Annotated in this window: 25 protein-coding genes; 15 read left to right on the top strand and 10 right to left on the bottom strand. The window is 68.7% G+C overall.

Features of this window, described 5'->3' with window-relative positions; genetic code table 11:
* Nucleotides 1-68: 68 nt before the first annotated feature.
* The 6 genes from ACZ5ZX_RS30820 to ACZ5ZX_RS30795 all read right to left on the bottom strand — a co-directional run bounded on the left by ACZ5ZX_RS30820 (nt 69) and on the right by ACZ5ZX_RS30795 (nt 4,316).
* Entirely contained in the window at nt 69-446 is a 378-nt protein-coding gene (locus ACZ5ZX_RS30820; RefSeq protein ID WP_465505487.1) for a hypothetical protein, read from the bottom strand.
* A gap of 10 nt (nt 447-456) precedes the next feature.
* Nucleotides 457-1,803, bottom strand: coding sequence for an alpha/beta hydrolase (locus ACZ5ZX_RS30815; protein WP_465505556.1), 1,347 nt, complete (start codon nt 1,801-1,803; stop codon nt 457-459).
* A 29-nt stretch (nt 1,804-1,832) separates the two neighbouring features.
* The gene (locus tag ACZ5ZX_RS30810; protein WP_465505486.1) at nt 1,833-3,149 is read right to left on the bottom strand and encodes a WXG100 family type VII secretion target; all 1,317 of its coding nucleotides are present in this window, start codon (nt 3,147-3,149) and stop codon (nt 1,833-1,835) included.
* A complete protein-coding gene (locus ACZ5ZX_RS30805) occupies nt 3,146-3,541 on the bottom strand; it encodes a hypothetical protein (RefSeq protein WP_465505485.1) in 396 nt (131 codons plus the stop codon). The genes ACZ5ZX_RS30810 and ACZ5ZX_RS30805 overlap by 4 nt, the downstream gene beginning before the upstream one ends.
* Before the next feature lie 109 nt (nt 3,542-3,650).
* The gene (locus tag ACZ5ZX_RS30800; protein WP_005155348.1) at nt 3,651-3,953 is read right to left on the bottom strand and encodes a hypothetical protein; all 303 of its coding nucleotides are present in this window, start codon (nt 3,951-3,953) and stop codon (nt 3,651-3,653) included.
* Nucleotides 3,954-3,974: 21 nt separating this feature from the next.
* Complete coding sequence (locus ACZ5ZX_RS30795) at nt 3,975-4,316, bottom strand: WXG100 family type VII secretion target (RefSeq protein ID WP_465505484.1); 342 nt, start codon at nt 4,314-4,316, stop codon at nt 3,975-3,977.
* Between the two features lie 229 nt (nt 4,317-4,545).
* On the opposite strand from ACZ5ZX_RS30795, the gene ACZ5ZX_RS30790 reads away from it, so the two are divergent.
* Entirely contained in the window at nt 4,546-5,499 is a 954-nt protein-coding gene (locus ACZ5ZX_RS30790) for a hypothetical protein (RefSeq protein ID WP_465505555.1), read from the top strand.
* A 79-nt stretch (nt 5,500-5,578) separates the two neighbouring features.
* Nucleotides 5,579-6,352 (top strand): hypothetical protein, encoded by a 774-nt coding sequence (locus ACZ5ZX_RS30785; protein WP_465505483.1) that lies wholly within the window; start codon nt 5,579-5,581, stop codon nt 6,350-6,352.
* Nucleotides 6,353-6,412: 60 nt separating this feature from the next.
* Here ACZ5ZX_RS30785 and ACZ5ZX_RS30780 read toward each other — a convergent pair whose 3' ends face one another.
* Nucleotides 6,413-7,111 carry a S1 family peptidase gene (locus ACZ5ZX_RS30780; RefSeq protein WP_465505482.1) on the bottom strand — a complete coding sequence of 233 codons (699 nt, stop codon included), beginning with the start codon at nt 7,109-7,111 and terminating at the stop codon, nt 6,413-6,415.
* A gap of 296 nt (nt 7,112-7,407) precedes the next feature.
* Here ACZ5ZX_RS30780 and cpt point away from each other — a divergent pair, with 296 nt between their 5' ends.
* Entirely contained in the window at nt 7,408-8,007 is a 600-nt protein-coding gene (cpt, locus tag ACZ5ZX_RS30775; RefSeq protein ID WP_465505481.1) for a chloramphenicol phosphotransferase CPT, read from the top strand.
* Between the two features lie 277 nt (nt 8,008-8,284).
* On the opposite strand, the gene ACZ5ZX_RS30770 is transcribed toward cpt, so the two are convergent.
* Nucleotides 8,285-9,463, bottom strand: coding sequence for an HNH endonuclease signature motif containing protein (locus tag ACZ5ZX_RS30770; protein WP_465505480.1), 1,179 nt, complete (start codon nt 9,461-9,463; stop codon nt 8,285-8,287).
* Nucleotides 9,464-9,536: 73 nt separating this feature from the next.
* Between ACZ5ZX_RS30770 and ACZ5ZX_RS30765 the strand changes: the two genes are divergently transcribed.
* The 3 genes from ACZ5ZX_RS30765 to ACZ5ZX_RS30755 all read left to right on the top strand — a co-directional run bounded on the left by ACZ5ZX_RS30765 (nt 9,537) and on the right by ACZ5ZX_RS30755 (nt 12,602).
* Nucleotides 9,537-9,701 carry a hypothetical protein gene (locus ACZ5ZX_RS30765; RefSeq protein WP_465505479.1) on the top strand — a complete coding sequence of 55 codons (165 nt, stop codon included), beginning with the start codon at nt 9,537-9,539 and terminating at the stop codon, nt 9,699-9,701.
* A 38-nt stretch (nt 9,702-9,739) separates the two neighbouring features.
* Nucleotides 9,740-10,693 carry an erythromycin esterase family protein gene (locus ACZ5ZX_RS30760; RefSeq protein WP_465505478.1) on the top strand — a complete coding sequence of 318 codons (954 nt, stop codon included), beginning with the start codon at nt 9,740-9,742 and terminating at the stop codon, nt 10,691-10,693.
* A gap of 1,027 nt (nt 10,694-11,720) precedes the next feature.
* Nucleotides 11,721-12,602: an aminoglycoside phosphotransferase family protein gene (locus ACZ5ZX_RS30755; RefSeq protein WP_465505477.1), complete on the top strand. Its 882-nt coding sequence runs from the start codon at nt 11,721-11,723 to the stop codon at nt 12,600-12,602.
* 2 nt (nt 12,603-12,604) lie between these two features.
* Here the strand turns inward: ACZ5ZX_RS30755 and eccCa are convergent, their stop codons facing one another.
* Nucleotides 12,605-16,546 carry a type VII secretion protein EccCa gene (eccCa, locus tag ACZ5ZX_RS30750; RefSeq protein WP_465505476.1) on the bottom strand — a complete coding sequence of 1,314 codons (3,942 nt, stop codon included), beginning with the start codon at nt 16,544-16,546 and terminating at the stop codon, nt 12,605-12,607.
* A gap of 155 nt (nt 16,547-16,701) precedes the next feature.
* On the opposite strand from eccCa, the gene ACZ5ZX_RS30745 reads away from it, so the two are divergent.
* Genes ACZ5ZX_RS30745 through eccD form a run of 6 tightly spaced genes read left to right on the top strand, consistent with a single transcriptional unit; the run spans nt 16,702 to nt 22,137 of the window.
* Entirely contained in the window at nt 16,702-17,478 is a 777-nt protein-coding gene (locus ACZ5ZX_RS30745) for a WXG100 family type VII secretion target (RefSeq protein WP_465505475.1), read from the top strand.
* Between the two features lie 25 nt (nt 17,479-17,503).
* Entirely contained in the window at nt 17,504-18,556 is a 1,053-nt protein-coding gene (locus ACZ5ZX_RS30740) for a hypothetical protein (RefSeq protein WP_465505474.1), read from the top strand.
* 17 nt (nt 18,557-18,573) lie between these two features.
* Nucleotides 18,574-19,923 (top strand): WXG100 family type VII secretion target, encoded by a 1,350-nt coding sequence (locus ACZ5ZX_RS30735; protein ID WP_465505473.1) that lies wholly within the window; start codon nt 18,574-18,576, stop codon nt 19,921-19,923.
* Nucleotides 19,924-19,928: 5 nt separating this feature from the next.
* Nucleotides 19,929-20,438, top strand: a complete 510-nt coding sequence (locus ACZ5ZX_RS30730) for a hypothetical protein (protein WP_465505472.1) — start codon at nt 19,929-19,931, stop codon at nt 20,436-20,438.
* The gene (locus tag ACZ5ZX_RS30725; RefSeq protein ID WP_465505471.1) at nt 20,435-20,764 is read left to right on the top strand and encodes a YbaB/EbfC family nucleoid-associated protein; all 330 of its coding nucleotides are present in this window, start codon (nt 20,435-20,437) and stop codon (nt 20,762-20,764) included. The genes ACZ5ZX_RS30730 and ACZ5ZX_RS30725 overlap by 4 nt, the downstream gene beginning before the upstream one ends.
* Nucleotides 20,761-22,137, top strand: coding sequence for a type VII secretion integral membrane protein EccD (gene eccD / locus ACZ5ZX_RS30720; RefSeq protein ID WP_465505470.1), 1,377 nt, complete (start codon nt 20,761-20,763; stop codon nt 22,135-22,137). The genes ACZ5ZX_RS30725 and eccD overlap by 4 nt, the downstream gene beginning before the upstream one ends.
* 504 nt (nt 22,138-22,641) lie before the next feature.
* Here the strand turns inward: eccD and ACZ5ZX_RS30715 are convergent.
* Nucleotides 22,642-23,715, bottom strand: coding sequence for a type VII secretion protein EccE (locus ACZ5ZX_RS30715; protein WP_465505469.1), 1,074 nt, complete (start codon nt 23,713-23,715; stop codon nt 22,642-22,644).
* A 148-nt stretch (nt 23,716-23,863) separates the two neighbouring features.
* Here ACZ5ZX_RS30715 and eccB point away from each other — a divergent pair, with 148 nt between their 5' ends.
* From eccB to ACZ5ZX_RS30700, 3 genes are read left to right on the top strand one after another with little or no spacing between them, the layout of a single operon-like run.
* On the top strand, nt 23,864-25,288 hold the full coding sequence (eccB, locus tag ACZ5ZX_RS30710) for a type VII secretion protein EccB (protein ID WP_465505468.1): 1,425 nt from the start codon (nt 23,864-23,866) through the stop codon (nt 25,286-25,288).
* Between the two features lie 14 nt (nt 25,289-25,302).
* Nucleotides 25,303-26,025: a response regulator transcription factor gene (locus tag ACZ5ZX_RS30705; protein WP_465505467.1), complete on the top strand. Its 723-nt coding sequence runs from the start codon at nt 25,303-25,305 to the stop codon at nt 26,023-26,025.
* Entirely contained in the window at nt 26,022-26,678 is a 657-nt protein-coding gene (locus tag ACZ5ZX_RS30700; protein ID WP_465505466.1) for a response regulator, read from the top strand. Before ACZ5ZX_RS30705 ends, ACZ5ZX_RS30700 begins: the two co-directional genes overlap by 4 nt.
* Nucleotides 26,679-26,684 lie beyond the last annotated feature (6 nt).

Raw genomic sequence — 26,684 nt, 5'->3', positions numbered from 1 at the left:
CGTGAGCGGCAGCGATGTACTGGGGGACACCACTGCCGCTCACGAGGTCTTTCGCGACCCCCGGGGTTCTAGGGGACGGATACGCAGGCTGTCGAGCCCACGATGGTCACGCCGTCGCCGACGCGGGAGACGTGCACGTTGAAGTCGGCGCCGTCGCGGCTGAACTGGGCGATCAGCTCACGCGGATTGCTGCGGTCGCGCGTCCGCCAGCCCTGGCTTTCCAGCAAGGGCAGGACGACGTCGACGAGTTTGCGGACCGCGTCGGAGGCATCGTCCACGCGAAGGCCGTATTGACGGCAGAAAAGGCGGCCCGGTTGGGTCGGATCGCAGTCCAGTTCGCCTTCCACGGTGCGCTCCGCACTGGTGCCGAAAGTGCCCGCGACGCCGTCGATGACCGCTGTCAGGTCCTCGGCCAGCCGGTCGAGTTCGGTATTACTGGTGATCATGCTCCGCCCCTCACAGGCCTCGGCCGACGCCTTCGATGGCCATCTCGCGCAGCGAGCCACTCGTGAAGCCCTCGTGCGTGACCGGCCCGCCGGTGAGCACACCGTAGATGTTGTTCCACGAATCCGAACCGGGTTTGAGCACCCCGCTGTGGGAATCCAGGCCCCACTGCAGATCGCCGTCCGCGTCCCGGCCGGTTTCCAGTTCGACGACGCCGGGGAAGCGGTCGGGGTCCGCTCCGTGCCCGGCGCCGAGCCATTCGATCAGTCCCGCGTTGCCCTGCGCGACCACGATCGGATCGAGGGGAGCCGTCATGGAATACCGCTGGACCCCGGCCTGGCTCGCCGGAAGGTCGGCCGGGCTCCAGATCCCGTGGCCCATCCCCGCGGATTCGACGTGCAGCACCTGGTCGGCCCGGAGCCCGAGCTGCTCCGCGAGTCCCACGGTGGCGCCGCCGTAACTGTGCCCGATGGCGGTGACGACGACGCCGGGACCGGCGTGGCTGTCGATCTGCCCGCGCAGTTCGTCGCCGAACGCCTTGAGTTCGGGGGCCATGGTCTGGGCGTAATGCGCGGCCGGTCCTTCGGTGACGACGTTCTGGGGGAAGACGCCGTCGGCCCAGACCACCATCGCGGTCCGTCCGGTGGCGTCCGCGGCGACCAGGCTCTTGCCGAGGTCGGCGTAGCTCTGGAAGTTGCCGAACGAGGTGTTGACGCCGGGGACGAACAGGCCGACGTTGCGGGTACCCGGCTCGATCCTGCCGACCAGTTCGGCGATCCGCCCGTTGCTCGCCGGGTCGAATCGCAGGATCTGCCGGTCGTTGGCGAGGATGTCTTCGTACAACGCGATCCTGGTGCGCGCGTTCGCGATGTCGTCGGCTTTTCCGCCGTGCGCCAAGAGGTTCGCGAGCCTGTCGCGTTCCGCCGTCAGCGCGTCGGAGACCTTGACGCGGTTCTGGGCGATCGCCGTCGCCCACTGCCCGGTGTCGGCCGCGCCACCGATGCCCGCCGGATTCCCGGCCTTGGGCAAGGGGCTCTCCGGCATCAGCGCCCGGTAAGAGGCGGCGACCTGGACGTCGGCGCGCCGATAGCCGCCCGCCGCCGCGGTGAGTCCCTGGTGGATCACGGTCGCCTTGGTGAGCTGCCCGTCTAGTTTGCCAGCGACATCCTTGATCGTCTTGGTGAACGTCGCCGAAGCCGCGTTGGACGCCGAAACCTTGCCGAACGCGGCGGCAGGGACGCTTTCACCCGCCAGCGCGGCCTGCGCGGTCTTGAGCACGCCGGCGCGCTGTTCGAGTTCGGCCGCCGCCGCTTCGAGCCTGGCGGGGGCGACCCGGTAACCGCCCGCACTGGATGCCATCACCGAGCCGCCTCTCCTGCTTCAGGGAATCAGTACTGTTCGGGTTCTTCGCCGAGCACGGCCGGAGCGACCGGGGCCGACTGGCCCCAGACGTTCTCGGTCTCCACAAGCCACGGCGGGATCCGCCGTCCGGAGCCGAGATCGCCGCCCGCGCCCATGCCCATCGGCATCATGGGCATCATCGGCATCGCGCCCTTGGCCGCCGCCGCGCCCGCGGCACCGGCGGCTCCGCCTGCCAAACCGCTCATCGCGCTGCCCGTGCCGCCATCGCCTGCCAGCCCGGAGAACGCGGCCGGTGCCTCGCCGGGACCGGAGAACCCGCCGCCGGCACCGATCGCGCCACCGTCCAGCGATGGCGCGCCGCCGCCGCCGATCGGGATGCCGCCCCCGGCACCGCCCGCGGTCGCACCCGTGCCAGCGCCCGCACCGGCGCCTCCGCCGACGACCTCGCCGTTCTTCTTGTCCTCTTTGGGATTCTTGCCGGTCGCCCACCCGGGTACGCGCGGCATGATCGAGCCGAACCGGCCGAACGCCGCGGCAGAGGCCGCCGCGAGACCGGCGGTGAACATGTCGCCGAACAACGGGTTCGACTTGCCGGGCTGGCCAGGCTGTCCCGTGGTGGGCGGTGTCGCGCCGTCCGACGGCAGCGGGTGCGTGTTGTCGCCCGGCACGACACCGACACCGGGCGTTCCGCCGATGTCGTTGCCGACCGCACCGCCACCGGGGGCGGTGCCGCCACCGGTGACCGGGGGCGCGGACACGGCGTTCGGCGAGGCCGGAATGGACTCCTCCGCCGAGGAGTACTCGCCGGCGAGCTGGGTCATCACCACGATCGCCTTGCTGTGCGCCGCGCTGGCCGCCCCCGCGGCTTGCTGCTGGGCTTCGACGTTCGCGATCGCCTGCTGCCGCTGCTGCGCGGCGTTGATGATCGTCGCCGGTGACGCATCCGGGGGCAGCAGCGGCGGATTGACCGCGAGCGCGACGTCGGCCGGGGAAACGTCCGGCACCGCGACCGGCGGCGGCATCTCCTTCTTGGCCTTCACCAGCGCGTCCGCCGCGTCCTCGAGAAGGTTGTTCATCGCGAGCGCGGTCTGGGCGACCTTGCGGATCCCGCCGACCAGATCGGTGATCATCGTGTGGTACTTGTCGGCGGCGCCGCCGGTCCAGCTGCCGGAGAACTCCTTGAGCTCACCGGTGAGGTTCTCGGCCTGTTCGAACAGGCCGGAGCCGGTCGACTGCCATTTGTGCGCCGCGTGGCGCGCCGTGTTGGGGTCGCCGGCCTGCAGCATCGCGTAGAGCTGCTGATGGGAGTAGGCGGCGAAGTTCGTGTGCGCGGTGTCGGTCATCCCTTGTTCCCCCCACCTTGAGAGCCGCCGAGGACTCCGCCGAGCACGTTGAGCAGCGGATCCAGCAGCCCGGTCTGCTGGCCGGCGTGGTTCATCTCGCCCGCCACCGACTCGTCGGCGGCCGCGTAACCGTCGGCGACGGTCGTGGTGACCTCCTGAGCGAAGGTGATCGCGCCCTTGACCTGATCCAGCAGGCCCTGCATCTCGGCGACCGCCGCCTGATGCGCCTTGGTGAGGGAGCCCGCCTCCCCGAACTCGCCGAACAACAGCGGCTGTTCGCTCAGGGTCAGCAGGAAGTCGTTCGGCTTGGACATCGCGTGGATCTGGGTCTCCAGTTCCCGCACGAAGTCCTTCAGAGATTCCAAATGGACGTAGTACGACTGGTCTTGCATTGATCCCGGCTCTCTCGTGATCGGCCATGCCATCGAAGGACGACTACGCGCAAAGCCGGCCGGCCGGTGCCGAGGGGGGTGAAAGCACCGACCGGCCGACGGATGGGGATCAGCCGGCGAACAGACCCTGGTTGCGGTTCTCCAGGCTGTGCTGGAGATCGTGGGCGTCGCCGACCTTGCCGCCGAACTGCGCGATGATCGCCACGATGTCCGCGGTGGCCTGGCGCAGGCGGGTTTCGGACGCGCGGGCCGCCTCACCGGCGGAGCTGCCGGAGGCGTACCAGGTCTGGGTGATCGGCTGCAGGTTCGTGTGCAGCTGTTCGAGCTGTGAGGTGAGCGCCTTGGCCTTGGCGGCCAGCGAGGCCGAGCTGTGCTGCAGCGCGGCGAAGTTGATTTCGACGACGTCAGCCATGATTGGTGGTCCTCTCGCGGATCAGGGGTTCAGCCGGTGGATCACGGTCTGGTCGACGGTTCCGGCTACCCCGGTCAGGCTTTCCCGGACCTGCTCGTCACCCGAGTTGTAGTTCCGGTTGCTCTCGTGGACAAGGCGCGACATCGTGTTGAGCTCGTTCACGGCGATGGTCATCTTCTCCTGCAGACGGCGCTGCAGATCCCAGAACGCGACCGCCTGGTCACCCTTGTAGTTGTGCAGGGTCTGGGTCAGCTCGCTCTCCAAGCTGGCCATCGTGGTCTTGGCGTTCGACGCGGTTTCCTCGAACCCCTGGACGGCGCGCGCCATCGCAGCTGCGTCTGCCTGATATCCCGTACCGGTCATTGATGGGCCACCTCCTCTCATCTCGCTGGAAATCCCGGTGAGCACCAGGGCGCCCCTGTCTGCTCTTGTGAAGGACACGCTAGAAAAAGGGGGAGTGTGGTCAAACGGCACAACTGCCGGTCGGGGTGACGGCACTATTACCCACAGGTCGGCGGTAGGGCTCTCCCCACCCCCGATCCGGGGGAGTACGCCAGTGTCTGCGGAAGGGTGCACCGGCACCCTCGAATCCATGGTGGACAAGGGTTCCAGGACAGTACTGCATCGGCCGCTGATGATCTTGGCGGCGGGGATGGCGGTACTCGGGGTGATCGCGCTCGGCGGTCTCCTTTTCGACGATCGCAGCCTCGTCAACGCGCCCATCTGGCTCAAGCCGCTCAAGTTCACGATTTCCGTGGGCCTCTACGCGGTGACACTGGCCTGGCTGATCGGGCAGCTCACCCGCGGCCGCCGGATCGGCTGGTGGCTCGGCACGGTGTTCGCGGTCGGCCTAGGCATGGACATGGCGTTGCTGTTCTGGCAGATCATCGTCCGCGGCCGGACGCTGCACTTCAACCAGGCGACACCGGCCGACCAGTGGATCAACAACATGGTCGCGAACGGTGCCTTCACCGGGTGGGCGGCGACCGCGGCGATCGCGATTCTCCTGTTGTTCCAGCGTCTTCCCGACCGGGCGATGAACTCCGCGTTACGTGCGGGCGCCGCGTTGTCGGTGGTGGGCATCGGGATCGCGTTGCTGATGTTCGGCCCGAACGAGCAGCAGAAGGCTCAGTTCCGGGCAGGGGAGCGGCCGTCGATCGTCGGTGCCCACGCGGTCGGGGTACCCGATGGCGGGCCGGGGCTGCCGGTGGTCGGCTGGAGCACCGTGGGCGGGGACATGCGGATCCCGCATTTCTTCGGGATCCACGCGATCCAGGTGCTGCCTCTGGTCGCTTTCGGACTTCTCGCGCTCGCCAGGCGGCATCCGGTGCTCGAATCGGACTTCGTGCGGCGGAACCTGGTGCGGACCGCGTCCGTGGGGTTCGCCGGGCTGCTGGCGCTGCTCACCTGGCAGGCGCAGCGAGGGCAGTCCATCGTGCATCCCGACTTCTGGACGCTGGTCGCGGGCGCCGGGATCGTCGTCGTCGTGGCGGCCGGATCGGCGCTTGCGCTCCGGCAGCGGCGGCCGATGCATCAGCCGGCGTGATCTTCACCGTACCTCCACGAAATCCACTCGGGACTTCCACCGGGATCCGATAGCTTTCGGTGCGATGAAGGGGGTATGCGTGCACAAGACACGTACTTTTCGGCGGATTTCGGGCAGACGCGCGGGCGTCGTGCTCACCGCCGTGGCGGTGCTGACCGGTGGGGTGGCGTGCTCGTCGTCGCCTGGTTCTCCCGACGGAGCCAAGCCGGCGGCGCCCGAGGTGTTCGGCCCGGCGGGATACCGCGGTCTGACCCTGGGCATGGCCAAGGACGCCGCGTTGGCGGGCGGAAAGCTCGCTTCGGCGCCGACGTCTACTTTGGACGGTTGTACCGATTTCTCCTATACCGGTGGTCCGGCACCCGACCCGGCACGGATGAAGGCGGAGGCCGACGTCGAGGCCAAAGCCAAGGAGCTGAACAAGAAGGCCGACGAGCTGCAGGCGAATCCGGACTCCAAGCCGGGCTCGTCCGCGGCGGACAGCGCCAAGGCCGCGGAGAAGGACGCCGCGGACGCCAAGCTGTACGCCGACGCCGCTCTGGCGTCCGCCGATCTCGCGGGCAAGCGGGAGGAGCGGGACAAGGCGTTCGTCGCCGCCGGGGGTGCCTCCTTCGGCAAGGACGGCTTGCGTGAACTCGCGGCTCCTTCGGACGCCAAGACGGCCGAGGGGATCGGCGCCGGGTCTTCGTTGGCCGACCTCAAAGCGGCTTACGACGCCAAGGGGATGAAGGCGGGCAACAACGGCCGGTTCCAGGTTCCTGTCGACGGGAAGCCGGACTGGGTCTACGAGTTCACCGTCAACGGGGACAAGGTCGGCTCGGTATCGATGGTCGACCCGAAGTCGAAGTGCGCTTAGGGTTTTCGCGCGTGGCAAAGGGGGCCGTCCGGTTTCGGGCGGCCCCTTTCGCTCAGCTGATCAGACTCCCGCGACGGTACGGATCCAGCTGCGGCTGGCCGCGACGCTGGCGTAGTTCTGGGTGCCCTGCGGGTTCGAGCCGGAGTTGTTGCCGGTCGAGCAGACACCGACCTGGACGCCGCCCGAAAGCTGCGGTCCGCCCGAGTCACCGTGCCACGCCGAACCGTTGACGCCGACGCTCGCGATGGCCTGGCCGCCGTAGGCGTCGCTGCTGGTTCCGGTGATGCGGACGTTGGCCGTCTTCAGGACGCTCGACGGCGGGTTGCTGCCCTGCGTGCGACCCCAGCCGTAGATCTGGTTGGTGGTGCCGGTGGCCGGGTTGGCGCTGCCGAGCTTCATGTACGTCGTGCTGACCGACGTCGTGAGGTGCAGCAGCGCGATGTCGCCGCTCGGGGCGGCCTTCTGCTGGTCGACGTCGGCCTCGGTGCCCTGGCCGAGGTTGACGTTTCCGACCTTGACGTGCATGCCGGGCGCGTTGAGGCAGTGCTTCGCGGTGAGGACCCACTGCGGGGCGATGATGGTGCCGGAGCAGTTGAAACCGCCGAACGCGGTCGCGTCGTCCCAGTAGATCTGGGCGCCCCACGGCGCGGAACTCACGGTGCCGCCGCCGATGATGTCCTGGCCCGCGTTCGCGGCAGGAGTAGCGGCAAGGGTCAACGCCGCGGCGGCACCGGCCACCGCTGCGACAATCTTGGACATACGCATGAATACGCCCTTCGGCCTGCTTCGGGGAGCTCGTTTCGACTTGAAACGGTTTCACCAAGTTATGGGGCGGTAAGGGTTTTTGTAACCTACCGAAGTCGGTAACCGGTACGAGGAAAGTATTGGGCCGTCCGGGTGTGGCGGCGGCTTTGACGGCGGGATTCTGCAATGGACGGTTCCGGGGCCTTCGGTGTGGACGTCCGTTGTATCCGTTTCATCGTGACCTTCCCTACGCGCTTCGAGGATCAGAAGATCGGGGATCGGAAGTGGGGTTGTCGCTCTAGGGTGTCCAGGTGACGACTCGGGTGATCGTGCTTAACGGTGGGTCCAGTTCGGGTAAGTCCGGGATCGCCCGGTGCCTGCAGAAGGTGCTGCCGGATCCCTGGCTCACGCTCGGGGTGGACACGCTGATCGACGCGATGCCTCCTTTGTCCGACGGGATCTCTTTCGCCGCGGATGGTGGGGTGGGTGTCGGGGCTGGCTTCCGGCGGATGGAGGACGCGTGGATGACCGGTGTCGCGGCCATGGTGCGGGCGGGTGCGCGGGTCATCATCGATGACGTGTTCCTGGGCGGCGCGGAGTCGCAGCGCCGGTGGCGGCTGGCGTTGGACGGGCTCGAGGTGCTCTGGGTCGGTGTCCGGTGTGACGGCGCGGTGGCCGCCGGCCGGGAGATGGCGCGGGGAGATCGGGTCGAGGGGATGGCCGAGTCGCAGGCCGAGGTCGTGCACCGCGGTGTGGTTTATGACCTCGAAGTGGATACGGGGACGGCTGAGGCGTTGGTCTGCGCCCGGGAGATCGCCTCACGGGTGGGTGGGGACGACGACGGGAACCCGGCCACGACCACCGACGCCGGCGGTCGTCCTGTCGGATCGGTTGCCGAGGAAGGTTTCTGACGCGCGACGTGACCTACTCGATGACTGTCTCGCTTTGACGGTCGCATCGTCGGGCCGGACGGTCGCATCCATTGGACTGTTCACGACGATGAGGTCTTTCATTTCTCCATCGACGAGAGATGCGGTCAGTCTGGCTTCCGTCGCGGCCTGGGGAAGAGATCGAGTGTTTGCGAACCGAGTCCGGGGTTGAACAACGAGTACCAGGCCAGGGTCTGCGTCCGTCACCGTGTCGTGCGCTCAGTCCTTTTCGGACATTGTGGCCCCGCGGAAGGCGGAGTCAGTCCGACTCGTCGTCTTCGGGCGGCCGGCGCGGCTCGTGGAGCGGTTCCGGCGCCGCTTCGTAGGTGTGTCCACAGGGTGTGGTGATGGTCATGCCGCCGTTGCCGGTGGGGGTGATCGACCAGCCGGGTTCTTCTTTGAGCATGTTGTGGATCTTGCAGGCGCTGTGGCAGTTGTGGTGATCGGTCTTCCCATCGCGAGCCCAGTTGACGATGTGGTCGATTTCGGAGAACTCGGCGGGACGGTGACAGCCGGGGTGGGTGCATTCCCGGTCCCGTGCCTTGATCAACCGCGCTAGCGAGGCCGGTGGTGGGTACTTGTCGGCGCCGGCTTCGAGGAGTTGCCCGGTGGCGGGGTTGGTGATCAGCCGGGACCAGGTCGAGTCCGGGTCCGAGGCGATCTCCCGCACCAGCCAGTCCGGGACCGGCCCGTACCCGGCCAGGAACGCGGGGTCCTTGCGCGCGCCGATCAGGGTCAGGAAGTCCACGTAGACGTGGATGTGCGCACGGGGCTTTCCATGGCCGTTCTCGGCGAGCAGTCGCTCGGCGAAGACATCGGCACGATGCTGCTCCAGGGTGCGGGACTTGTCCTGCGCCCGGCGTGCTCGTGCGGTGCGGACCAACGAGGCGTAAATGGAACTGGCGACCTCGGCGGGAAGATGGCCGGACAGCGTGGACATGGTCTCGTCGTCGTGTTTCAGCGAGACATGTCGTAAGGCGCGTTTCTTCGCCGCTCGATCCCGATAGCCATCGGGGTCGAACTTCTGCACCGCGTAACTCACCGAACCGCGAATCGCCGTCGGATCACGATCGGCCAGACGCTTGACCAGCCATTCATCCACCTGCGCGGCGACCTCGTCCGACACTTCCCTGGTCAGCTGCGTGACCTTGGAGGCCTTGTACAGGTCGATATCGCCCTTCTCCAGTGCTGCCAACGTGTTCGGCAACCGCGCTACCAGGGCGCAGGAGGTTTCGACGAGCAGGAACGCTTGATTGCGGGAGACCGAGAAGCATAACGCCACCTCCTCGGTCACCGATCTTCGCGAACCGCCCGCGGCGGCGAACTCGGCTAACGCGCGCACTTGACGGCCCTGCGCCTGGCGAAGCAAAACCTCTTCGTCGAACGCGGTGTCAAGAAAGCGAGCGGCTTTCGGGTTATAGACAAGAGTTTGGGTCATGCCCATGACCATACTCGAACGTGAGTTCGATCACCATCGGGTTTGGTGACGAAATTTACGCGGAGAGTGAACGGTGGTCGACAACGTTGTCAGTCGCTTCGGAGGTAAAGGTTTCGTGGTCGATGGCGTGGTCGAGCTGACGCGGTGGTTCCGCCATCCGATGTTCTGTCATGCCGAATGGCGGGCGCGCTTATGTGGAGAAGGCGACGAGAGTCAGTCCACTGGTAGCGGCTTTTGACTTGGCCTCTACATGAGAGTAGGTACGAGGGTGATCGCATGACGACCTCGATGACCGGCACTCCGGCGCAGTGGGTCAAACAGCACGCTCACCCACTGGTCACCTCCGATACGGAAGGACCGCTCGACGACCTTGTACCAATGCGCGACATGGTGCGTGACGCGCGTCTTGTCGCGCTCGGTGCCTCGACCCGTGATACGCACGAGCTTTCCGTCATTTCCCATCGAATACTGAGGTTCCTCGTCGAGGAGCTTGAATTCCGTTCTCTGGTACTCGACGGTGACGACGCGACGAGCATCGCGCTCGACGAGTACGTGCGAACCGGAATCGGTGACCCACGAGCGTTGCCGGCCAACGCCAGGTCATTCTGGCGGACCACGGAACTCCTCGATGTCGTTGGCTGGATACGTCGCCACAACCAGCTGTATCCGGCCGATCCGGTCCGCATCGCCAACACGGCCGAGGAGCCCCGGCACATCGAACCTCGGCCTGCCGAGCTCGGCGACATCGAACGGCTGTGGGCGCGGAACGCGATCCGGTGGCACGAGCACACCGGCCACAAGATCGTCTACTGGGGTGGCATGGCGCATCTGGTCAACGGCGCGTCACGCACCATCCCCGGCGGGCCGCCCGCCGTCCATCGCAGTGCCGCTAGCCACCTCCGTGAGCACTTCGGCTCCGGCTACCTTTCTGTGGGGCTGACCTTCCATCATGGCTTGACGTCTCACACCATCCCCGCACCGCCGGCGGAGTTCGCTGATGCCGTACTCGGCAGTACCGACGTGCACGCCTATCTACTGGATCTGCGAGCCGCGAGTCCGGCGCCGGTCCGGGCGTGGCTGGACCAGTCGGCGAAGACCCGGTTGATCGGCCCCGTTTACGACCCCCGCGATGACGCCGCCCACCACCTGGCCGGCGGTTCACTCGGCGAGTGGTTCGATGTCATCGCCCACTGCCAGGAAGTGACGCCGGTCCGCTCGCTCAAGGCTTGAGACGTACTAGCTGACACCCACATGCGGCCAACCGTGCTGGACGGTGTTGCCGACAGTCGGCGACTGTATGTCTCAGCAGTACCTGTCGGCCCAGGCCACCGAAGCGGGTGTCGCTTCACCGGGTGGGGACGGCGATCGTGACCTCGCGGATCAGTTCTTCGACGCGGTCGCCCCAATGAGAGGCGATGACGAGGTCGCGGGCCGGGTCGATCCAGAGCAAGTGCCGTCCGCCGTTGCCGAGGGCGCACCGGCCGGTCGGTGGCGCGGTGGGGGAGACCGCCCTGTTGTCGTTGAGCCACCAGAGGTAGCCGTAGTCGGCGTTGTGGGGGCCAAGGCGTCCAGTTGAGGTCGATCCAGGTGGTGCTGAGCGGTCGCCGTTACGGAGGTAGAGCTCGCCGAGTGGGGCGAGGTCGTTGGCGGAGATCCAGCGGCCGCCTCCCCCGTGCGCGCCGCCGCTGACGACGGGAACGGCTTCCTCGCCGATGGTGGTGGAGTTTGTGATAGCCGTGCCAGGACCAGCTGCTGGAGGCGTCGAGGATGTACTCGTGCAGCACCGTGGGCAGCGATCGCCCGAAGAGCCGGGTGAGGGCGAGGCAGAGCAGAGTGACGCGGACGTCGTTATAGGCCCATCCGGGTCCCGGGAGCGGCATCCCGTGGTGCGCTTTCCGGGCGTCGGCTTCGGGTGTCCGCGGGGGTCGGTTCGCCCCAGAGTTCGCCGTCTCATTGGCTGGTCTGCTGCACTAGGTGATGCCAAGTGATCGTGCTCGCGCGTGCGGCCGCCAGTTCCGGGAGATCGGCCGCGTCGGCCACGGGCTGATGAGATCGGGGAGCGGGCCCAGATCGAAGGCTCCCGCGACAGTGGGGGCAGTAGTGGCCCGATCGCCTCACGACGCGAACCGTCCTTCACTTGACGCGCCAGGCAGGCGTCCATGTCTTCGATGCCCGGCGTGACGCGCCGACACCGCGCGGCCATGGCGGCGTGGACAGCGAGATTCCCGAAAGGGAGAGCGGAAGGCAAGCTGGGGAGGTGAACAGGGAAGAACTCAGCGCGAGGTTGGTGCGTCGCTTCGGTCCCGATGCCGAGGGCTGGCTCGCCGAAGCACCCGGTCTCGGCGCGAAACTGGCCTCCCGATGGGGTTTCGCGCTCGGTGAGATGTTCGACAGCGGAGCTTCCTCCGTCGTCCTGCGTTGTCGATGGCCGGACGGCACCCCGGCCGTCCTCAAGCTCAGTCTGGATCGGGAACTGGTGGCCAGGCAGGAAACGATGCTGCGGATCTTCGCGCCATCGCGACGAGTGCCCGCCGTCTTGGCCGCCGACGCGGACGCCGGGGCGATGGTGCTGGAGGAGGTCCTGCCCGGCACCATCGCCGAGGACCTGCCGCGGGAATCCTTGCCACCGCGCTGGGGCGAGTTGCTCACCGCACTGCACACCGTGCCCGCGCCCGAGGAATGGCCGTGGGATTTGCGCGGCCGGTTCGACGAGGCCTTCGCCCGGATCGGCGGAAGACTGTCCGAACCGGTCATCCGTGCGAGGATCGGACAAGCGGACTGGCAGCGGTCGATCCAACGCTGCGAAAGGTTGCTGGACACCCAAACGACACGAGTGTTGCTGCACGGCGATCTGCATCTCGGCAATGTCCTGGACGGCGGCCCGGAACGCGGACTGATCGCGATCGACCCGAAGGCATGCGTGGGTGACCCGTGCTTCGACGCCGTCGACTACGTGGTCGCCGCTGCCGGGCGCGAAGGAGTCGAGGCCCGGTGCCACCAGGTGGCGACAGCGTGCGGGCTCGACGGTGACCGGCTGTACGCCTGGAGTCGGGTGATCGCACCGATGTTCGCCATCGCGCACCTCACCTACGGCGGTCCGGAGCGGGCGCTCGACGAGCTGCTCGCGCTGACCCGGTGACCTCAGTCCTCCACGGGCTTCGTCCACGCCACCTGGACCAGCCCCGTCCCGTGCCGCCGTGAGACCAGCACCCCGCGCCCGGCTGGCTGCGGCTCCGGCTTCACGTCCCCGAGCAGCGCGCCCTCCTCACGCGACCCGGACATCACGATCCCCGGCGACCCCAGTTCGCGGATCCGTTGCAGCACAGGCTCGAACAGTGAACGCCCGGCACCACCGCTGCCGCGCGCGAGGACGAGGTGGAGCCCGATGTCCCGTGCCTGCGGCAGGAATTCCAGCAGCGGTTGCAACGGGTTCCGGCCCACCGTCGCGACCATTTCGTAGTCGTCGACGAGGACGAACAGCTCCGGTCCCCGCCACCAGGACCTGTTTCGCAACTGCTCCGGCGTGACGTCCGGGCCGGGAAGCCGGTTCCGCATGGCCTGCTGGCACTGGTCGATCAGCCCGGTCAACGCGGTCTCGGAACCCGCGTAGCCCAGCAGATGCGATTCCGCCACCGCGCCGAGCATCCCTCGCCGGTAGTCGGCGACCACGATCGCGGCTTCTTCCGGCGAATACTTCGCGGTGATGCCGTGCGCGATCGCGCGCAGGAGCGAACTCTTGCCGGATTCCACGTCACCGAACGCCACGAAATGCGGTTCGGTCGCGAAATCGAGGTACACCGGCCGCAGATTCGATTCCGCGATGCCGAGCGTGACCTGTTTGCGCGGCCCCGCCTCCAGGGAGTCGAGCGGGATCTCTGGCGGCAGCAGGCGCACGGATGGCGCGGGCTGTCCCTTCCACGCGGCGGAAATCCGCCGGTTCAGCTCGAGCCCGCCCGCGCCGACGGTTTCCGGCCGCTGGTCCGAGTCGATCCGCGGGAGTGCCGCGAGGAAGTGCAGTTTGTCCGCCGTCAGCCCGCGGCCCGGCTTGTCCGCCGGGACGTTCTGCGCGATCTTGCGGTCGATCAGCGAGTCCGCCGGCTCACCGAGCCGTAGTTCGAACTTGGTGCCGATGGCGTCACGTAGCGGCGCCCGCATACCCATCCATTGGTTGATCGAGACGACGACGTGGATCCCGAAACCGAGCCCCCGCGAGGCCAGGCTGGTGATCTGCTCCTCCAGCTGTTCGTATTCCTGCCGGATCGTGGTCCAGTTGTCCACGAAGAGGAAGACGTCGCCGAATTCCCTGCCTTCGATGCTTTCGCGGAATTCGGAGCGCCGCTGGCGGAACGCCGTGATCGACTCGATCCCGTTGGCGGAGAAGAACTCTTCCCGTTGTTCGAGCAAGGTCGTCAGTTCCGCGACGACCCGGCGGCAGCGCTGGGCGTCGCGCCGGGTCGCGTAGCCGGACACGTGCGGCAGCCCGGCGATCGGCGCCAGTGCGCCACCACCCATGTCCAGGACGAACAGCTGGACCTCTTCCGGTGTGTGGGTGAGCGCGAGCATCGCGGCGATGTCCCGCATCAGCGTGCTCTTGCCGCTCTGCGGCGCCCCGACGATCAGCGCGTGCCCGGCGGCACCGGAGAAATCGGCCCACAGCATGTCGCGCCGCTGTTCGAAAGGCTTGTCCACCAAGGCGACCGGGATCATCAGCTTGCCGTTGCCGCCCCAGCCCAGCGGGCACAGACCGCGTTCCGGATCCTCGCCGAGCGGCGGCAGCAACTGGTCCAGCGTGGGTGGCTCGGCCAGCGGCGGAAGCCAGATCTGGTGCGCTTCCGGGCCTTTGCCTTCGAGCCGCGAGAGCATCGCGCCGATGATCGTCTCACCGGTGCCCTTTTCGACCGGTTCTTCCGCTTCGACGGTCACGGGGATCTCCACCGGCGCCAGCGTGAACGGCGTCAAGCCCAGGCTTTGGCCGTCCTTGCGCACGATCTTGCTGCGTGGCGGCAGCTCACCCGAGACGTAGGCCGCCTTGAGCCGGATGAGGGTGTCGTTGTCGGACTTCAGATACGCCGACCCCGGCACGGGTGGAAGCTGGTAGGCGTCCGCGACACCGAGCACCGCGCGGCTCTCCGAAGCGGAGAACGTCCGCAGGCCGATCCGGTACGACAGGTGGGAATCCAACCCGCGCAGCCGTCCTTCCTCCAGCCGCTGCGACGCCAGCAGCAGATGGATCCCGAGACTCCGTCCCAGCCGCCCGATCGCGACGAAGAGATCGATGAACTCCGGCCGCGAGGACAGCAGTTCGCTGAATTCGTCGATGATCACCAGCAACGACGGCAGCGGCCGGAGGTTGACGCCGGATTCCCTGGCCTTTTCGTAGTCCCGCACCGACGCGTAGTTCCCCGCCGCGTGCAGAAGCTCCTGACGCCGCAACAGTTCGCCGTTCAGCGCGTCCGCCATGCGGTCGACCAGCGCGAGATCGTCGGACAGGTTCGTGATGACGGCACACGTGTGCGGCAGCCCGGTCATCCCCGCGAACGTCGCACCACCCTTGAAGTCGATCAGCGCGAGGTTGAGCTTCTCCGAGGAATGCGTGACGGCGAGCGCGGTGACCAGCGTCCGCAGCAGTTCGCTCTTCCCGGATCCGGTCGCGCCGATGACCAGCCCGTGCGGCCCCATCCCGCCTTCCGCCGACTCCTTGAGGTCCAGGTCGACGGGCCTGCCTTCGGGATTGACGCCGAGCGGGATCCGCAACCGGTCGCGCGCCGACCGCGGTGCCCAGGTGACCGCGGTGTCGGTGTCACGCGGATCGCCGATACCGAGCAGTCCGGCCAGCCCGAACGTCGCCGACATCGGAGCCTCGCTGACCACCGCCGCCCCTTGGAACAGCGGGGTGAGCATCCGGGCCAGCGCTTCGGCGGCCCCGCGGTCCAAAGTGTCCGGTGTGCCGAGGAAACCGAGCCGCTGCTCGGTGCCGTCGCCGACGACCATGCCCAGTTGCTCCGGGCTCATGTGCAGGCTGAGAAGCCGTTCGGACGACGCCGAGCGCGGCTGCTCCGTGCCGATCTCCACCACCGTGACGCCGAGCCTGCCCTCCTCGGCGACGAGCCTGGTGTCCCCGAGGGTGTGCCCGCCGTCCACGATCACGACGACTTGCGGCAGGTCGAGCCGGACTTCCGGCCGCCGGGTGAACGCGGGCCGGTCGCCGAGGTCGGGGCCGAGCAGATCGGCGAGCTTGCCCGAGTCGGCGTCGACGAGGCGTCGAGGACCGGCGGCGTCGGCGGCGGTGGAGGCGACGTGCGGCAGCCACTTCGCCCATTCCCAGTCGTGCAGCCGGTCATCCTTGACGCACAGCGCGATCCGCAGGTCGCCGGGTGAGTGGAAGGTCGCGAGCTGGGTCAGCAGCGCCCGCGCGGTGCCGAGCGTGTCCGGGCGGCGACCGGACAGCGTGACCTGCGCGAATGACCGCAACGAGACCGCGACCGGGAGTCCGTCGACCGTCGAATAGGTACGGATGAAGTGCTTGAGGTTCGTCGAGCACACCGGGTCGAGGTCTTCCAGCGGCACGGTCTGCGGCGCCTTCAACGGTGTCGCGAGCCGCTGCGGCCCCGTCCCGATCCGCACCTGCCCGAACTGCGAGTCCGACCGGCGGCGATCCCACAGCCTGCCTGTTTCGATATAGGCCCACAGATCGGCCGGATCGGGCTGCAGCGCCGTCATGGCCGCGCGCTGGTTGTCCGCGATGTCGCGGACCTGGCCGCGCAGACCGGTCAGATACCGCTGGTAGTCCCGGCGTTCCTCGTTGATCTGCGCCTTCTTCGCCGCGCCGCCGCGACCGAGCGACATCACGACCATGCCCGCCATCGCGGTGAGGAACAGCGCGCCGAAGATGTAGGTCATCACGCCGCCGTCGCGTCCGATGTAGACGAACGACATGGCACCCATGCCGAGCATCATCGGCATGAACATCAGCAGCTGCATGGCTCCGCCGCCACCGCCCTTCGGCAGCATCGGCGGTGATTGCAGGACGATCTCACCGGGCTGTTCGCCCAGGGCCGGCAGGCGGTCGCGAGTGGCGCTCATCAGGGTCTTTCTGGCCGCTTGTGGGTAATCCTGCCGATCATTCTGGCCACTCGTGCCGCCCTCGCGGTGGGTACTTTTGCCGTCCGCTCGCGTCTCGTGACGAACTTACGCTGCTGGCACAGGCGCAGACGTGGGGGAACGAGAGAAGGAGAACCATGGTCGGCACGGGCGAGTACCGGGCGGAGCCCGAGGCCATGCGCTCGGCGGTCGGGAACCTGGGCGGCATCATCATGCAGGGCATCAACGTCGTCGCCGACCTCGAGCGCACGGTACTGCAGCCGACCTCGTTCGCCACCTTCGGCAGCGCGGTGGCGGCGGCCAACGCGGCCATGCAGAGCCAGCAGGTGGTCGCCGTCCGCACCCTTCTGCAACTACTGCAGCAGATCAACGGCTTCATCAAGAGCAGCGCCGACGCCTACCAGGCCGCCGACGAGGCGGTCGCGGGCGGGTACGGCGGCCGTCCGGCCGGCGGGGCCGGGCCGGGGTCGTCGATCTGGGGGAATTCGCACGCGTCGGAACTGGCGACGCTGGCCATCAACGACAGCGCCGGCGCGAACGGCGAGCCGTCCTCGGTCGGCAACGTTTTGCGCTACTTGGGGGACGCGCGGCTCGGGCAGCTCGGCGACCACCCGATCACCGACGCGCGGTTCCAGGGTGTCTCGGACTTCAACGACTGGCTGGCCGGTGACGCCGACAACCAGGCGCGGGTCGGGGTTATCGAGGTCTACGCGGGTACGGCGCGCAACTTCGGCGACGTCCCCGGTGGGGTGCACAGCGGCGACGTCGTCGTGGTCGAACCGCTCCTGTTCTCCGACCGCAAGCCGATCATCGCCATCGCCGGAGAAGGCGGGCTGCTCTACAACCACGGAATCGTCGAAGCGGACATCAACGGCCTGGCGAAGGTCAGCGTGTACCGCCCGGCGTCCGTCTGACTTCCGGCCTGAGGAGCGAGGTTCCATGCTGACTTACCCGAATTCCAGCGCGATGGACGCCACGGCGTCCTCGGGCGGGCCGATCACCATCCTGCCGCAGATCCTCACCGGGCAGCCGGAGCAGATCGCGAAGCACGTGCTCGAGGTGCTCAAGAAGGCCAACGAGTTCCTCACCATGTACAACGAGGTGACGAAGGCCGCCGAGCAGCTGGGCAAGGTCTGGTCCGGTGGCGCGTCCGACTCGGCGCTGAAGAAGATCACCGACTCCCTGAACTCGCTCAACAAGATCATCCAGGTCGTGCAGAAGGGCGCCGAGCTGCTCGGTATCGCCGGGACGCTGATCAAGACCGCCCAGACGGCCTACAAAGCGGTGGTCTCGGCGGTGAACCCGACGGTCGCGGGCCTGATGTCGAATCCGTGGACCTACGGCGCGGCCGTCGCGCTTTCCACCGCCACCAGTGCCTCACTGCGCGCGTTCATCACCGCGATCGGCGCGTTGCTGAAGGCGCTCGGTGTCGTCGACCTCGCGAACCAGATCACCCAGATCGCCGCCATCATCGGCGAGGTCCAGAAACTGTTCGGGCACCACGACTCCGGTGGCGGCGCGGCGGGCAACGCGGCCGTCTCCGGCACACCGGTCACCAGCCCGCAGGCGCCGGGTTCGGTCGCCAGCGGTGCGGGGCAGGCCGCGATCGGCGGTACCGGTGGCGGCGCGGGCGGCGCTTCCGGCGGTGGTTCGACGCCGGGCGAGACGCCCCCGTTCACCCAGTACCGGCCGCCCGCGCTGGGCGGCAACGGCACCCAGGGCAACTGGCCAGGGGGCGCCGACGCGTGGATCCCGGTGGACAGACCCTCCGGCGGCGGTGCGGGTTCCGGTTCCACCGGCGGATCGCTGCCGGGCGCGGGCAACGGGAACACGGTCACCATCACCACCGACCTGAGCACCGGGAAGTCCACCGTGCAGGCGCCGGGCGGGCAGGACATCGATATCGACATCGACATGGACTACGGCGGCAAGCACTTCGAGCAGCACATCGACATCGATGCGGGAGCTGACTCACCGGCGAAGGGCAGGTAGCCGTGTGGGGGAGCGGTGTGGTCGACGCGTCCGGCGTCGTCGGCTCGATCTTGTCGAATTACCGGCGGCTCGTGGTCGAGTACCAGCAGCGGGTCACCGGTGACCCTGCGGCGCTGAACGCGTCGGCGCAGCGTTGCGGCGAGCGGGCCTCGACGGTTTCGGGCCGGGCGGAGGAGATCGGCAAGGCGGCCAAGGCGCTGAACGCGTCCTGGGAGGGCGACGCCTACCTCGCGTTCGCCACTTCGGCGGCGAAACTGAGCCAGGAATTCGCCGAACTCGGCGCCAAACTGAGTGACCAGTCGAGCAGGCTCCGTGCGGGTGCGCAGGCGCTGCAGGGCGCGCGGTCCTGTGTGGACTCGATCCTCGCGCAGTTCGACCAGTACGCCGCCCAGCTCGTCAGCCAGGCGCGGACGGCGAACGCGGGCGCGGTCAACGCGTTCATCTCCGCCGCCAGGCAGCTCGGTGAACGCGCCGCGCAGGCGGCGCGGGAGATCGCCGACGAACTGAGCGACGAACTCGCGCGGCTGTTCCCGCCGGAAGGCGTCGGCCGGATCGAGCACGAACTCGGCAAATGGGGCCGCGGCCCGTTGTACTGGCTCAACGGCGAAACCCTCGACGGGCGTAAGCGGCCGCGGTCGCATCCGTCCTGGTTCGGCAATTCGGGCTGGAAGAAACTCACCTGGGACGGTCTCGAAGGCACCCGCGCCCCGCGCGCCGCCGATACCCCGTTCGGCAGGCCGAAGCCGGAAGGCCTGCGGGACAAGGCCTGGAACAGCACCGAGATCACCTATCTCAAGTGGAAGCAGGAACAAGACGGCTTCACCCCGGGCTGGGACGCCAAGGTCTCCTCGCAGGGCTGGGACGTCAAAGCGTCCGGGCACGCCGAACTTGCGGCGTTCAAGGAAGAACTCGAAGGCAAGAAGGAATGGGGCGTCGCTTCGGCGGGTGCCAAGGGGACCGCGTTCGTCGGCGGTGAGGTGAACGGTTCGGTCCAGGCGGGCGCGCACGGTGTCGGCCTGCACGCCAACGCTTTCGTCGGCGGCAAGCTCGAAGGCGAACTCGCCGCCGATGTGGCCGGAGTCGGTGTCGGTGCGAGCGGCACCCTCCAATATGGACTCGGCGCGCAGCTCGACGGCCAGGCCGTCTACGACGCCGGGCATATCAAGGTCAACTTCAAGGCAGGCCTCGCGCTCGGTCTCGGTGCCGGGGTCGGCGCGAAGATCGACATTGATCTGCCGAAGATCGCGGACACCGTCGGTGAATACGGCGGCGCGGCCGTCGACGCGGTGAGCGACGCCGCAGGCCAGGCGGCGGACGCCGTCGGCGAGGCGTGGGACGACGCTGTCACCTACGTGGGCACGTGGTGAGCGGGATGGTCGCACAGGAACGGGTTTCCCTCCCGCTCGGCTTCGACATCCCCGAAGGCTGGGTGCCGGTCGAGCCCGCGTCGGTCGGCGCCGAGGGCGCGGTCTTCGTGGCCGTGCACTCCGCACCGGCCGGGGAGTTCACCCCGAACATCACGTTGAGCGTCGGGCAGCGGCCCGACCAGGCGGGGGTCACCGACATCGCCGACGAGGCCGTCGAACGCCTCGGCCGGACCATGGCCGCGCTCGAAGTGCTGCGGCGCAAGGTGATCGGCGCTCCGGACGCGCCCGGCGTGACGCAGGTGCTGCGCGTCCGCACCGGTGAGGGACAGGAACTCGTGCAGACCCAGGTCCTGCTGACCGTGCCCGGCACGACCCCGGCCGACCGGCTGGTCCTCGAAATCGCTTGCACCGCAACGCCCGAGACGGCCCGCCGGCTCGGCGACGACTTCCGCCGGTTCGTGGGCAGTGTCCACGTCCGGCGGGATTTCCCCGCAGATGAAGGAGAAGACTCGTGACCACCGACCCCTACGCCATGCCGGACATGGACGAGTTGCTGGACCAGGTCCGCAAGCAGACCGAACAGGTGCAGCGCATCCAGCGTTCGGTCGAGGCGATGGAGGTCAAGGCGCACTCACGGCAGAACGAGGTCACCGTCGTGCTGCGCGGTGACGGCCGGTTCACCTCGATCGACATCGACCCGCGCGCGTTGCGCCAGTACGACGCGCACAACCTTTCGGAGATCGTGCTGGAGGCGGTCAACAACGGGCTGCAGAAACTGGCCGAGGCCAGCAGCGCCAAATTCGCCCCGGTCATCGAGTCCGCCAAGTCGATCGAAGCATGACCGCCGCGATCGCGGGCTCCACCCGGCGCGTCACGGTGGTGACACCGCGGGCGCGCGTCGATGTGGCGCTGCCGCAGCAGAGCACGTTCGCCGAACTGGTACCGCAACTCGTCCGGCTCGCGGGCGCTTCGGGGCAGGCGTCGGCCGAGCATCCGGGCTGGGTGCTGTCGCGGCTCGGCGGCGCCCCGCTGGCACTCGGGCTCACGGTCGCCGCGGCGCAGGTGCGTGACGGTGAAGTGCTGCACCTGACCCCGCGGGAACGCCCGCGGGGTCCGCTGCTGTTCGACGACGTCGTCGACTCGATCGCCAGCGTCGCCGAATCGGGCACCGGCCGCTGGGGGCCGTCGGTGGCGCGCAAGGCGGGCATCGTCGCGTCGGTGGTGCTGCTGCTCGCCGGTGGCCTGCTCGTGCAGGCGGCCGCGTCCGGCAGTGTGCTGGCGCCGATCGGGACCGGGTTGCTCGCCCTGGTCCTGGTGCTCGGCGGTGGCGCGCTGAGCCGCGCGTACGGCGACGCGGAGGCCGGTGCCGCCGGGGCGCTCGCCGGGGTCGGCGCCGCGCTGCTGGCCGGGATGTCGATCCTGCCGCCGCATCCGCTGTTCTCGCTGTCGGCAGGGCCGCTGGCCGCCGGGCTCGCCGTCGTGACCGTGTACGGCGTGATCGCGGCCGTTTCGGTGGCGGACCGGCTGCCGTGGTTCGTCGCGGTGACGGTTTCCGCCGGGCTCGGCGCGATCACCACCGCCATCACCCTGCTTGCCGACGTCCGCGCGGTTTCGGCGGCCGCGGTGGTCGCCGTCGTGGCGACGGCGCTGGCCGCGGTGGCGCCGATGCTGGCGCTGCGGCTCGGCAGGCTGCCGCTGCCCCGGGTGCCTGACGACATGGACGCCTTCCGCGCCGACGAGAACCCCTCGCTCGGCGAGGACATGGTCGGCGGGACGACTTACGCGCAGGCGTTGCTGACCGGGCTGCTCGTCGCGCTCGGGCTCGTCGTGGTCTCGGCTTCGGTGGTTCTTTCGTCTTCCGGCGGGGCTTGGGAAGCGGGCCTGTGTGCGTTGCTGGGGCTGGCGCTGATGTTGCGTTCGCGCGCGTTCGCCGGTCGTTCGCAGCGCGTCGTGCTCATCGGTTTCGGCGCGGCGGCCCTGGCGGCCGCCGGTTTCTGGCTCGCCGCCGGCGGGCCGCGTTCGTTCGTGTTCGGCGCGGGCTGCGCCGTCGTCGTCGCGGCCGGCGTCTGCCTCACCTACGCGACCCGCGTCGCGAAGGGACGCCGTTCTCCTTACTGGGCAAGGACTCTCGACATCATCGAGTTCCTGGTGCTGCTCTCGTTGATCCCGTTCGTCGGCATGATCGCCGGGGTCTACGAGGCCGTGCGCGGCTGACCCACCCCTGCGTTTCGTCCTCTGAACGCGGACGAAAAGCGCCTCGAAAGCCACTTTCGGGACACCACGCGTCCCAAAGGAGAACCCGCATTTGTGTACCCACGCCTGACCTGGACGAGGGTGGTTCCGCGGACATCGTCGCCCGGTCTCGCCCCTTGATCACGACCGGTGGACCGGAGACCGAGCGGGGAAGATTCCGGACGCTCAACGACCGGAATCTTCCCCACCCTGACCGCCCCGGCAACCGCACAAGCCCCACACCAGTGGGTAAGCAAATGCGAGCCCCTCGAAGTGGCTTTCGCGACACGCTACTGCTGCTCCAGTACCGAAACCTTCAGGGCACGCCATGTTTGCCTCATCCCACAAGAGAACGCTCATCATCCACCCACGACCCCCTCGTGAAACCGGGCGAATCACCCCAACGGGCAAGCGGGTGGATTTACGTCCGTGGAGGGCTCCTTCCCTACCCTCAGAGAGGAAAGGAGCCCTCCACGAACCGTCCCCTCAGTCCTCCAGCGCCAGCGGCAGGGTCCGCCGGACCGCCGCCGCGTGCCGTCCGTGCAGCGGGACCACCGCGATCCCCTTCGGCCGCACCGGCTCCGCTCCCGGCCGTCCGCCGACCCGGATGGTCACCTCGGACTTCTCGCGCCCGCCAGGAGAACGGCGCAGCGTGTACGAAGTCGCGGTGAACGCCGAGCCGGGTACGTGAAGATCCAGTGTGCGCGCGAGATCCCGCTCCGACCGCGGCCGGTAGCAGACCTGCGAAGCGCCGCCCCAGTCCCAGGATCGCCAGCCGTGCACCGGCGCGTCCTGACCGCTGCCGAGCGCCACGCGCAGTTCCCGCGCCACCTCTCCGGCTTCGAGCACGGTGCTCTCGAATCCGGCTTCCGCCAGCGAACCCATCAGCGCCAGCGCCGCGCACGCGGTACTCCGCAACGCGCCGAGTTCGCCGCCGCCCCGGGCGAGCGCCGCGATCGGCGCGTCCTCGGGCCGGTACCGGACGGTGAGCCAGCGGATCCGGAGCAACGACTGTCCATTGGGGACGGTCCAGGTCAGCAGTTGCGCGCTGGACAACGGGATCCCGGTAGCCGCGTAAGCCTCGCGCAGGATGCCGACCAGCGCGTCCGGCCCGGGTGCCATCGCGCCTGGCGTGAGCCGCACGATGGCACTCCAGCCGTCGCCGACCTCGGCGACCCCGAACCGGTTGCCCGCGCGGTCGACGTGCTGGCGTACCCGGACGGGACCGGCGAGCCGGTGCAGCGGATCGGGGACCTCGCCCTTGTCACGACGCTTCAGCCGGTAACCGGCCCAGGTGAGCAGCCAGCCGGCGGCGTGGCGTCCGGCGAAGCGGACCGACGTCGTCAGCACGAGGATGCCCGCCGCGACGGTGATGCCGATCCGCGCCGGTTGCGCGATCCCGTCGACGGTGAAGGCCAGCAGGACGGCTATCCCGGCGATCTCCCACAGAGCCGCCTGCAGCGGACGGATCGGCAGCAGCCAGGGCAGCGGTGCCGTGCCCGCGATACCGCGAGCGGGCGCCTCTTCCAGGGCCGGGCGGGCCGGGGCTTCAACCGACAAGGAATTCCCCTCCTCCGTGCACGCGCCCCGACGGTAGTGCCCGCTCGCGCACGGGAGGGCGTAAAAATTACCCTCACCGCGAATCGCGGTCGGAACCTAACGTGAACACCCTCGATCGGGGCGGGTACGAACGGCGGGGGACGGGAGCGTGTGGACGCAGCGGGACCAGATCCAGGCCTACCAATTCCTCCGCAGGAGACTGGTTTCGGCATTGGTCTCGGCGGACGCCAACCATCCCGTCGCCCCGAGCCGCAGGCTCGTCATCGGGACGTTGTGCGGCCTCGGCGTCGCCCTGCTGATCACCGCCGTGTTCGGCGTGATCGGCCTGCTGAACCCTTCCGGCGGTAAGGACTGGCTGGCGGGCGGCAAGGTGATCGTCGAGGAGGAAACCGGCGCGCGGTACATCCTCGGCCAGGACGGCGCGCTGCATCCAGTGCTCAATTACGCCTCCGCGCGGCTGATGGCAGGCGGCAACGGCGATGCCACCGTGACCGTCCCCTCGGAAAAGCTCGCGAAGGCGCCGCGCGGCGCGCAGATCGGCATCCCCGGTGCCCCCGACTCGCTGCCCGCGGCCGCCGCGCTGGTGAACACGCCGTGGACGAGCTGTTCGCGTACGACGCAGGACGCGCCCGCGTCGGCCGAACCGGCGACGACGGTGCTCCTCGGCGCGCCCGCCGCCGGAATCGACCTTCCGAGGGACCAGGCCGTCGTGGTCCGTGTCCCCGAGGGCGAGCGCTATCTCGTGACGGCGGGGCGCCGCTACAAGCTCACCCCGGAGGCCGCCGCGGCGCTGCAGTTCGACACCTATCCGCCGATCGCGGTGTCCTCCCGGTGGATCGGCACCGTCGCCGCCGGACGCGATCTGGCCTACCGCGCGGTCGAGAACGCCGGGCGGACCGGTCCGCGGGTCGGGGACACCGCGACGAAGGTCGGTTCGGTGCTCGGCGTGATCGACGCGATGGCGTCGCCGGGCGACGCGACTTCGTACTACCTCGTCCACGCCGACGGCCTCGAACCGATCGGTCAGACCGAGGCGAGCCTGCTGATCAACACCCCGCAGAACGCGGACGCCTACCCCGGTGTCCCGGCGCCTGTCGCGGTGCGCGCGGCCGACGTCGCCGCGGTGCCGAAGGTGGGCACGGCGAGGGCGGGCGGTGCCGATCCCGCGGAGTATCCGGACCGGATCCCGCGAAAAGCGCCCGTTACCGGACAGTCCGTGACGTTATGCGCGCAGGGTTCTCGAATCGTTATCTCCGCACAGGTCCCGTTGCCGCAAGGTGCGAAGGCGATCGCGGTGACGGCGCGCACGGACGCGTTGGTCGCCGACGAGGTTTTCGTGCCTCCGTCGGGAGGTGCGGTGGTGACGGAATCCGGTTCCGGCACGGTGTACGTCGTGACCGACACGGGGTCGAAGTACCCGGTGGCGAGCACCGAGGCACTCGCTTCGCTCGGTTACGGCCAAGCCGAACGGCAACCGGTTCCGAATGGGTTGCTGGCATTGGTGCCGAGGGGACCCGCGCTGGATCCGGCGCGAGCGGGCCGCACGGTGTCCTCGGCAGGTGGGACGGGGTGAGCGGGAACGTGCAGATGACTGAAGACAGGCCGGAGACCGACCGGGTCGACGTCGCGGTGATCGAAGACCATCCGTTGTACCGGCATGCCGTGGTCCGGGTCCTCACCGAGGCCGAAGGGATCGAACTCGGCGCGGTGGTCGATTCGGTCGCCAAGTTCCACGTCCACCCGCAACCGCCCGGCAGTGTGGTGCTGCTCGACCTCGGCCTGCCGGGGATCGCCGGGGCGGCCGCCGTGCTGCAGGTGTGCGAACTGGGGCATCACGTGCTCGTGGTGTCCGCGCAGGCGGAGTCCGAACAGGTGCTCGGCGCGATCGCCGCCGGGGCCAAGGGATTCCTGTCCAAGGACGTCGACGTCGACGAACTGCTGATCGCGATCAGGACGGTCGCGCAGGGCCGTGCCTACGTTTCCGCGGTGGTGGCCGGAATGATCATCAAGGACAACGCCGACCGGCCCGTGTCGGCTCCCGACGTCGCGCTCTCCGCGCGGGAGAAGCAGGTGCTGCGGCTGGTCGCCGCGGGCGAACGCGACGTCGACATCGCCCGCATCCTCGGTATCGGAGTCCGGACGGTCCGGGGTTATCTGGACCGGATCCGTGACAAACTCGGAGAGAGAAGGCGGGCCGGACTGGTCCGCAAGGCCATCCAGCTCGGGCTCGCGTCTCCGTCGGAGGTGCCCGGCCCGTCTCGGCCGGTCGCGCCTCGCGACGACGCGGGCGGATTCGAAGGACGCCGGTGAACGCAGAAGAGCAGCAGCCGAAACGCACCACCCCGATCAACGTCGGGGTGATCGAAGACCATCCGCTGTACCGGGACGCCGTCGCCCGTGTCCTCACCGAGGCGCCCGACATCGCGCTGGGCGCCGTCGCCGACTCGGTCGCGCGGTTCGCCGTCCAGCAACAGCCTCCGGGCAGTGTCGTCGTCCTCGACCTGAAGCTGCGCGGTGTCCAGGACGCCGCGGCGGTTCTCGAAGTGGGGCAGATGGGGCACAAGGTGCTCGTGGTGTCCGCGCACGCAGAACAGCCCGAAGTCCTTGGCGCCATGCAGGCCGGGGCGAAGGGCTTCCTCTCCAAGGACGTCGACGGTGACGAACTCCTGCGCGCCATCCGCACCATCGCCGACGACAACGCGTACGTGTCGCCGACACTGGCCGGAATGATCATCCAGGACAGCGAAGACCGCCACGCCGGTCCGAAGATCGTGCTGTCCGAACGGGAGAAGCAGGTCCTGCGGCTGGTCGCGGCCGGTGAACGGGACGTCGACGTGGCGGAGATCCTCAACATCAGCGTGCGGACGGTGCGGTCCTATCTCGACCGGATCCGGGACAAGACCGGGGAACGGCGGCGGGCCGGGTTCGTGCGGGTGGCGATCCGGGAAGGCCTGCTGCGCTAACTCCCT

It is taken from the genome of Amycolatopsis sp. NPDC033938, from assembly GCF_055575975.1.
This window is presented reverse-complemented; position numbering and strand designations above follow the sequence as displayed.

Excerpts from the sequence above, each read along its gene's own strand:
- ACZ5ZX_RS30815 (WP_465505556.1), bottom strand. The coding sequence starts at position 1,803 with ATGGCATCCAGTGCGGGCGGTTACCGGGTCGCCCCCGCCAGGCTCGAA.
- ACZ5ZX_RS30790 (WP_465505555.1), top strand. The coding sequence starts at position 4,546 with ATGGTGGACAAGGGTTCCAGGACAGTACTGCATCGGCCGCTGATGATC.
- ACZ5ZX_RS30705 (WP_465505467.1), top strand. The coding sequence starts at position 25,303 with ATGACTGAAGACAGGCCGGAGACCGACCGGGTCGACGTCGCGGTGATC.
- ACZ5ZX_RS30795 (WP_465505484.1), bottom strand. The coding sequence starts at position 4,316 with ATGACCGGTACGGGATATCAGGCAGACGCAGCTGCGATGGCGCGCGCC.
- ACZ5ZX_RS30800 (WP_005155348.1), bottom strand. The coding sequence starts at position 3,953 with ATGGCTGACGTCGTCGAAATCAACTTCGCCGCGCTGCAGCACAGCTCG.
- ACZ5ZX_RS30745 (WP_465505475.1), top strand. The coding sequence starts at position 16,702 with ATGGTCGGCACGGGCGAGTACCGGGCGGAGCCCGAGGCCATGCGCTCG.
- eccD (WP_465505470.1), top strand. The coding sequence starts at position 20,761 with ATGACCGCCGCGATCGCGGGCTCCACCCGGCGCGTCACGGTGGTGACA.
- eccCa (WP_465505476.1), bottom strand. The coding sequence starts at position 16,546 with ATGAGCGCCACTCGCGACCGCCTGCCGGCCCTGGGCGAACAGCCCGGT.
- ACZ5ZX_RS30780 (WP_465505482.1), bottom strand. The coding sequence starts at position 7,111 with ATGTCCAAGATTGTCGCAGCGGTGGCCGGTGCCGCCGCGGCGTTGACC.
- ACZ5ZX_RS30820 (WP_465505487.1), bottom strand. The coding sequence starts at position 446 with ATGATCACCAGTAATACCGAACTCGACCGGCTGGCCGAGGACCTGACA.
- ACZ5ZX_RS30730 (WP_465505472.1), top strand. The coding sequence starts at position 19,929 with ATGGTCGCACAGGAACGGGTTTCCCTCCCGCTCGGCTTCGACATCCCC.
- ACZ5ZX_RS30810 (WP_465505486.1), bottom strand. The coding sequence starts at position 3,149 with ATGACCGACACCGCGCACACGAACTTCGCCGCCTACTCCCATCAGCAG.
- ACZ5ZX_RS30770 (WP_465505480.1), bottom strand. The coding sequence starts at position 9,463 with ATGACCCAAACTCTTGTCTATAACCCGAAAGCCGCTCGCTTTCTTGAC.
- ACZ5ZX_RS30805 (WP_465505485.1), bottom strand. The coding sequence starts at position 3,541 with ATGCAAGACCAGTCGTACTACGTCCATTTGGAATCTCTGAAGGACTTC.
- ACZ5ZX_RS30740 (WP_465505474.1), top strand. The coding sequence starts at position 17,504 with ATGCTGACTTACCCGAATTCCAGCGCGATGGACGCCACGGCGTCCTCG.
- ACZ5ZX_RS30760 (WP_465505478.1), top strand. The coding sequence starts at position 9,740 with ATGACGACCTCGATGACCGGCACTCCGGCGCAGTGGGTCAAACAGCAC.